This window comes from Methylobacterium sp. WL9, from assembly GCF_008040035.1.
Classification (GTDB): Bacteria; Pseudomonadota; Alphaproteobacteria; order Rhizobiales; family Beijerinckiaceae; genus Methylobacterium; species Methylobacterium thuringiense.
This window is the reverse complement of record NZ_VRVE01000130.1, coordinates 1-7206: the sequence shown is the minus strand read 5'-3', so window position 1 is coordinate 7206 and position 7206 is coordinate 1. Positions and strand designations below refer to the sequence as shown.

The window sequence follows — 7206 nt, the reverse complement described above, 5'->3', positions numbered from 1 at the left end:
AATGGAGAGAGGCCGGAACACGGCTCTTCGATGCCTTCGACGCCATCGAGCTCTCCTCGCTGCAGGACACCGCCGCAGCCGAAGCCGCCTGCCGAAGGCTCGGAAAAGTCCAGGTCCTCGCCGAACGGATCATGCACGAACTGACCAAGTCTCCGCAGTTCGGCGCGAAGTCCTTTTCATCCCTGCCGATACCCTTCAAGGAAAACCACCTCAAGGTCGCCGCAGATTCCGGCACGACGCCTCGCATCAGCGTTCCCTCCGTCCAGGACCGTGCCTCGTAGCCGATGACGATCACGCTCCGGGAAACGGCGACGACCGTTCGAGACTCACGTGCGGGCGCCCCGAGGAGCACGACCCAAGCGGCATGACCTCTCCGTAGCGATCGCCGGCCTGCAGCCTTCCGCATGCCCGTTCGGCTCAACCCGTCGCAAATCCGATGCGGCCTGGAGCGGACATCGCTGCTGCCGCGTGACGTCAACGAGGACGCGGGCGATCCCTCCTCATCGAGGTCGCGGAGCATCCGTTCCCTGCCTTGATGAACTTGCCGATCGTCAGACCGACGACGACGGACAGCAACGCCCAGGGACCGACATACCTGAGCACACCACGCAATTTGACATCTTTCATGACAAGCACGATCCGATTTCCAATACAATCAAGCACATCTTCAGATCCAAGCCGGATCTGCGTCCAGTTAGATTGGCAACCTGAATTGTACCGAAGCTCGATATTATGGACAAATCGCCGAATGTCCTGCAAAGTAATCGAACTGCATGAATCCTGATCTGTGGCGCATGAACGAAGCGGATTAGATTATGACTGTGTTAGCGAAAGCGCCACGTTCCCTACGGTTGCAGTCGATGCAGGCCGAGCACGGTTTCGTTCCGAGCCTCAACGGCCTGCGCGCCATTAGTATTCTGATCGTCTTCCTATCGCACACGATCAGCAGCAAATTTTTTCCGGGGGGCTTCGGCGTCCGGGTCTTCTTCCTGATCAGCGGCTTCCTGATTGCGCGCCTCCTCTATGCAGAGTGGAAGGCGCAGTCCTCCATCGATTTGAAAGGCTTCTACATTCGCAGGTTTTTTCGTCTATATCCCGTCGTTATCGTCTATTGTGCAGTTGTGCTATTTATATACAGCCAGACCAACCCCAATGGCATCGTATGGCAGGAGCCTACTTCCGCGCTGTTATATTACGCGAACTACTATTACAGCCATCTAAGCCAAACCGGCCACACCGGCGGCACCATGCCATTCGCGATTTTCTGGTCTCTATCGGTCGAAGAGCACTTCTATATTATCTTCCCGATCATGTTCGTTTTCCTTCGCGCCGACCCACGGAAGATGTCCCTGGTTTGCGTAGCGATCCTAATCCTGTGTGTGTCCTTACGGCTGGCCGTAGCAACAGCAAGGCCCGATCTCCTGTCCACACACGTGTTCTACTACGAGACACAATATCAGTTCGATTCCATTGCGTTCGGCGTCCTGCTCGCCTCGCTCTGCGAGTACGACGCGGGGCAGGCATTGCTGAGACGTCTGCTCACGCCACCCGTGATCGGCCTAGCATTGGCTCTCCTCATCGTAGGGTTCGCGATCCGGAGCGAGTTTTTCCGGGAGACCATTCGCTATACGCTGCTGAGCGCTGCCGTCCTCATCGTGATTGTCAACGTCCTGTTTTCTGAAAAGTTTTCTGCTGTCCAAGTCGTATTGAACACGTCCCTGTTAGACTGGATTGGCAGGCTCAGTTACTCCATCTACGTCTGGCACTACGCAGCGCGGTCAATGCTCTCCGTAAGCTCAGGAGAGTGGTGGCAAAACTTCGTTCTCTGGTCTACGGTCACTTTGCTTGCCTCCGCAGCCTCTTATTACTTCATCGAACAACCGATTTCGGAGTTCCGTCACCGGTTCAGTTATCGCGCACAAAAACATGCAACGACCCGGTAGCAGATTCCCCAGGGGTTAAATCGACGCGACAGAGGCTCTTTGTTGGGACGGTCTCGTTCTGGGGGAAAGCCCCAAAAAAAACTAGAAAAGCAAAGTCGGTGGTCTCGTTCTGGCGTGCTTTCGAACGACATCGAGACTGCTCCGCCGAAAGAACGCGCAACCAGGCCAGAGCGCCGAGCCGATCCAATCGGATCGGATACGGCACTCAGAACCTAAAAGACCGGGATCCTGCTCCCTCATGAGCACAGCATTCCAAGTCGGGATTTATAATTTTTCGAACGAGCCATAGTGTTCTTGTTCGATCGATTGAAAGCCGAGCTCGCATGTCCAAGGAAGACGTAGTCGCTTACCCTTGGTCGCATGCCAGCGCAGATGATCGAAAGCTGTCGGCCCCGGCGTTGCCAGCCGGCAACAAGCTGCCAGCGATCCAAGCCCTTCGCGGCGCAGCTGTACTCCTTGTCGTGCTTTTTCATGCCTTGACACGCCACGTTCCATTCGGATGGGTCGGCGTCTGGCTGTTCTTCACAATCTCGGGATTCGTGATCACGCTATCACTGGAAAAGCTCTCGTCCAATATGGACGGTCGCAGCGTTTTACTGACTTTTTATCAGAAGCGGGCAAAACGTATTATTCCACTGTATGTCGTTATTTTATTGGGCGGATGCTTGATCTGCACGGCCATGATGCTTGCCGGACGATCGGACGTCCCGCCTGCGCTCGATCATTTGCCGTTCCTCCTCAGCTTCACTTACAACTTTTACCGGATGATGTCCGCGTACGAACATACGGAGCTATTCGGACATCTTTGGAGTTTGTGCGTCGAAGAGCAATTCTATGTGGTCTATCCTTTCGCATTCTTGCTCCTGAGCCGTATTGCTCGAATTCGGCTGCTGGTGCTCGTCATCCTGGCCTGTCCGCTCGGCCGGCTCTGCCTGAATTTATATCTGAACAAAATCGGATATTCGGAGGGTCAGATCGCAACGATCGTCTATCTGTGCCCCTTCAGTAACTTCGATGCGTTCTCGACCGGCTGTCTCGCTGCGTGTCTACGGAAGAAGGCATCCCGAATGAGCACACGCTTCTGGTTCGGCGTCATCACGGCGCTGATCCTTGCTCTGATGTCATATTTCGCGAGCCGAGCGCTGGTGATCGAGGCATCCTTCGCCGATGTCGCACGGTCCGCGCTGTCGGCAGAAACGCGCAGCCCGTCCGACCAGGTGGTCCTGTACAGCTTCCTGGCGCTGCTCGCGAGCACACTCGTCATCTGCGCGAACAACGCCCCGTCCCGACTTCCGTTTTTTGCCATTGCTCCGCTGATATGGCTGGGTGAATTGTCTTATGGCATCTACATGTACCATTTTCCGCTGCTTTATATTCGCTCGCAATTTTTGCCGGCCGCCGTTTCCGAGCCTTACGCGAAGCTATATGGCACAATCGTGCTGATAAGTTATTTAACGGCTGTTCTCGTTATTTCCTATCTGAGCTTCCGCTACATAGAGAAGCCGTTCCTGAACGCGCCCGAAAGAAGCCGGCGGTCGCGGAGTTGGCGGGCCGCGCACTAGACGTCGATCCTGAGATCTTGATGACACTGGTTTCACCTCTGTGCAGAGGATGATGGCTTGGGGTCGCTAGCTCCAGGAGAACGACAGCCACGACGCCAACGCAATCCGTCAGGAGATCCATGCGCCGCTCAAGCCGGCGTGAGGACACCGATCCCAAGCACAACCGTTTTGATACGGGCGCTCGCCAATTTGAAAGCCATGCGACTGGGGTTGCAGATCCGCGCCGGCCTCGAGGAGCCCCTCTCGACGGTCAGGGAGACGGTCGTTGATCGTGACCGGTTTGTTTACGGTACTAGACCTCGACCTGCGTCCCAGCTGGAAGCTTCGCGCGCGCCCCATTTGAACGGACTGCAATCGAGCTCACGCAAAAGTTCACGACGCAGGACACGCCGGCAGCGAGCACTATGAGCACGAACGCTATGTCGGCGGACGGCTTGAACAAGGACTCGAGCGTCACGATCACGAGCAATCGCGTAGCCAGTGCTGCCAGGGCACCTGCTAGGATGCCAGCACCTCGCTTGAATGACACCCTGTCCGCAAACGATCCATACGTGAACCGGTCATGCAGGACACAGTTGAGGGTGAAACCGGCAACGAATCCGGCCGACGCCGCCGTGGGCGCCGAGACCTGGGCTGCACGGATCAGCGCGAAGGCGACAAGAAAATCCACGACGAAGCCGGCCGCCGTAACGAGCGAGAATCGGCCGAGCAGCCCCTTGTCAAGATTCCTGAAAGACATTTTGGGCAACCGCGCGCTTGGACTGTTTCGGATCGTATCGACCGATGGCGACATGGACGAGCTCCAGAAGCATGCTCATCCGCCCGCGCAGGCCCGAAATCTTCGTCGGCGTGGCCTTGTTGGCAGGATACCGGCGCTCGACCGGGGTCTCGCAGACACGGAAACCCAGTTGCGGCGCCCGGATCGAGAGATAGAACAGAAGCTGGTAGCGGTCGAACAGCGGACGGAACGGAGCGACGCGTTCATCGAGGAGGAACTTGCGCGAATAGGCCCGGAAACCGTTCGTCGTATCCGTGTACCAGAACCTGCGCGAGGCCAGACTGATCAACGGCGCATGGATGAAGCGGCCCGCGACATAGCGGTCGACCGGCGTATTCTCGCTGACGCCGCCGGCGACATATCGCGATCCTTGAACAAGATCGTATCCGGCATCGAGCTTGGCGAAGAAGTCGGCGATGGCGGCAACTCCGTCCTTCCCGTTACCGTCGATCGTCACGATGCCGGCATAGCCGCCCTGCAGGCACCAGGCGTAGGCTATGCGGAGCTGTGCGCCCAAGCGTCCGGTATCGGTCTTGGTCAGGACCGCACGGACGTGACGGAAGGTTTTCAGCAGATCCGGGTCGAGTGAGCCGTCATCGCTACCTCCGTCCGCGATCACGATATCGAGCGGAAACGGCAACTCTTCCATCTCGGTCAACTGCCGCTTGATACGCGAACCTTCATTGATGACCGGAATGACGACGGCGTACCGATGTGCACGCTCGCGCAGCTCATTCGCCACGAAGTTTGGGACGCCTTCGGGATAGACGGTGTCAGTGACCGGGTTGGACGTCATAATAAGCCTCGATGACTTGCGCCGAGCGGTGGAGACACGTTTGCCAATCGCCCACGGGTTGCTTCATCTCGACGGAGATCCAGTCCGCGTAAGCAGACGACCGCAGGATATCACCAAATTGCCGATGGCGTGGGTTCGTGATGGACAGTGAATCCAGGTTGGGTTCGCTGATGTGAAAATGTGCGGCGGTGCCGACATAGGCCTCGAGTGCCTCATCATTTTCCTCGTTGATGCATACAGTACCGGTGTCGACGTGGAGCCGAAATCCCGGATGATCGACTTCGCCAACGAGCGATACGGCGTCACCGGTCTTCGTCACGTACTCGCATCCATAGCGTTCCGGGTTTGCTTCAAGTACCAGGATCGAGCCCTGATCTTTGAAAATACTTCCGAGTTCCCGGAATAGCGGAATCGCAATACGATCTGCCTCCGAAGCGGATAGATCGAGAAGCTTTCTCAAGCCAGGAGCACCGAACACACATGGTAGGCCGCCGAACTCGCCGGCCATCCGCGCGACGTGCGTCGCATGCTTCAGCAAAGCTAGCCGCGCCTTTGGTCCCAAAAAAATCGGATCGAGATTCGCACCGAAGAGAATACCCTGGAGGGCTATGACACTAAGGCCCTCCGACGCTGCGAAATCCATGTAGTTCGCAACGTCGGCACGCGTCACCCCGTCCCAGCCGCCGAATACCTTGAACGGCGCAAGTTCGAGCCCTCGGTATCCGAGTGCACGGATGATCCGCAACGCGGCGCGGTCTTCTTCGATCGGCCAGCACAGATTCGACAGCGCGAATTTTTGTCCGCAGATCATCCAGCTGTCCCGCATCTTGCGGCCAGAAAACCTTCCATGTGCCGAAGCGTCGTTTCCTCATCCGCGATGTAGCCGCCCCCCGGATGTCCGAAAACGTCGGCGTACGCCGTCCTCACGTCGTATGTCGCGGGCACGGAGTAAGAGCCTCCGATCTGGTCTGCCGGAAAAAAACGCTCTTGGATTTTCCTCATCTGTATTGGCGGCGTAACGAGATTGATTTGGGAAACGCCGACTTCAACAATCGTATCGAGATCGTCTGCCAGGCTGCCGAGTGAATACCACTGATAGGCACTATCAGAATTAATTTTCTCAAGCATATTTTTCGTCATGAGATCGTAAAGCGCGTTCTTCTTCAAACCTTCTCCGAACAGTGCCGGCAGCCGGATGATGGTATGGGCCGAGGGAAAGTTCTCGATCACCCATTCCTCGACCATGCGCCGATGACGGCCGTAAGCATGATCCGCATAGGCCTTGAAGTCATAGCCTTCGTCATTCCTGCCCGCCGGATCTGGATAGACGTCGACGGTCGATATGAGAATGAACCGATCGGTTCGCAGATTTCTCAGCTGCGCGAGCAAGCCGGATATCTGCGCCCAGTCCTCGCTAGGGTTCTTGTTAGCTAACCATTTGATTGCGGGTACGGCGCTGCAGACCACGGCCTCGTAGGATCGATCGCCAAGATCGGCCACGTTTTTGGAGTTGAAGAGGGACTCGTATCGCAGCGTACGCGATGGGTGGGCGAGAAGATTCGATCCGACAAACCCCGTGTAGCCAACTATGGCGGCCGCAGATGGAGTCATCGCCGAAATCCTCGGAACACAAGGTACAGCATCGAGATGGCCCGACATTAGACTAGCAGTCAACGCCACACCGACTGCCTGAAAATCCAGCATCATAATGGGCTATCGAAACGACGGTCGCGTTCTTTCCCCTGAAGCGCTTGCCCCCGGCGAGATGCTGGGAATATGCACCGCTTATTCCGCAACAGTTATAAAATGTTTTTCTTACAGACTAACTGACTTGTGATCGGATGCGATCTCGGATCATAAACTTACTTGCCGGCCCGCTTATTCGGGCACGCGAGATCAAAATGCCCCATCCTCAGTTATGCATCAGTGATATAGTTAGATATATGCACCTCCCCGAGCAGGTTCGAGGGGTGCGCGCCGGAGCGGCCCCGATGCTGCAATGGCTGCAGATCGCGACGCTGGTGGTCGATCCGAGCTACCAGCGCCCGATCTGCGGACGCGGCCGCAGCAACGTCGACCGCATCGCCCGCGAGTTCAACTGGCGCTTCTTCGCCCCCGTCGTCGTCT

The 7206-nt window shown here is 56.8% G+C and carries 7 protein-coding genes; 3 read left to right on the top strand and 4 right to left on the bottom strand.

Annotation, left to right across the window (positions count from 1 at the left end):
• The 3 genes from FV217_RS23090 to FV217_RS21375 all read left to right on the top strand — a co-directional run.
• On the top strand, window positions 1-281 hold a 281-nt coding region (locus FV217_RS23090; protein ID WP_187272664.1), incomplete at its 5' end, for a hypothetical protein.
• Window positions 282-860: 579 nt separating this feature from the next.
• Entirely contained in the window at window positions 861-1943 is a 1083-nt protein-coding gene (locus tag FV217_RS21380; RefSeq protein WP_187272663.1) for an acyltransferase, read from the top strand.
• A 323-nt stretch (window positions 1944-2266) separates the two neighbouring features.
• Window positions 2267-3505: an acyltransferase gene (locus tag FV217_RS21375; RefSeq protein ID WP_147820499.1), complete on the top strand. Its 1239-nt coding sequence runs from the start codon at window positions 2267-2269 to the stop codon at window positions 3503-3505.
• A 292-nt stretch (window positions 3506-3797) separates the two neighbouring features.
• Here the strand turns inward: FV217_RS21375 and FV217_RS21370 are convergent, their stop codons facing one another.
• The 4 genes from FV217_RS21370 to FV217_RS21355 are packed head-to-tail and all read right to left on the bottom strand — an operon-like array spanning window position 3798 to window position 6786.
• Complete coding sequence (locus tag FV217_RS21370) at window positions 3798-4244, bottom strand: GtrA family protein (RefSeq protein ID WP_187272662.1); 447 nt, start codon at window positions 4242-4244, stop codon at window positions 3798-3800.
• Window positions 4225-5079: a glycosyltransferase family 2 protein gene (locus tag FV217_RS21365; RefSeq protein ID WP_147820496.1), complete on the bottom strand. Its 855-nt coding sequence runs from the start codon at window positions 5077-5079 to the stop codon at window positions 4225-4227. Before FV217_RS21365 ends, FV217_RS21370 begins: the two co-directional genes overlap by 20 nt.
• Window positions 5057-5905, bottom strand: a complete 849-nt coding sequence (locus tag FV217_RS21360) for a TIM barrel protein (protein WP_147820494.1) — start codon at window positions 5903-5905, stop codon at window positions 5057-5059. Before FV217_RS21360 ends, FV217_RS21365 begins: the two co-directional genes overlap by 23 nt.
• Window positions 5887-6786, bottom strand: a complete 900-nt coding sequence (locus tag FV217_RS21355; protein ID WP_147820492.1) for an NAD-dependent epimerase/dehydratase family protein — start codon at window positions 6784-6786, stop codon at window positions 5887-5889. The genes FV217_RS21360 and FV217_RS21355 overlap by 19 nt, the downstream gene beginning before the upstream one ends.
• Window positions 6787-7206 lie beyond the last annotated feature (420 nt).

Bases quoted from the DNA above. Each gene is read 5' to 3' on its own strand.
- FV217_RS21380 (WP_187272663.1), top strand. From the start codon at position 861: ATGCAGGCCGAGCACGGTTTCGTTCCGAGCCTCAACGGCCTGCGCGCC.
- FV217_RS21375 (WP_147820499.1), top strand. From the start codon at position 2,267: ATGTCCAAGGAAGACGTAGTCGCTTACCCTTGGTCGCATGCCAGCGCA.
- FV217_RS21370 (WP_187272662.1), bottom strand. From the start codon at position 4,244: ATGTCTTTCAGGAATCTTGACAAGGGGCTGCTCGGCCGATTCTCGCTC.
- FV217_RS21365 (WP_147820496.1), bottom strand. From the start codon at position 5,079: ATGACGTCCAACCCGGTCACTGACACCGTCTATCCCGAAGGCGTCCCA.
- FV217_RS21360 (WP_147820494.1), bottom strand. From the start codon at position 5,905: ATGCGGGACAGCTGGATGATCTGCGGACAAAAATTCGCGCTGTCGAAT.
- FV217_RS21355 (WP_147820492.1), bottom strand. From the start codon at position 6,786: ATGATGCTGGATTTTCAGGCAGTCGGTGTGGCGTTGACTGCTAGTCTA.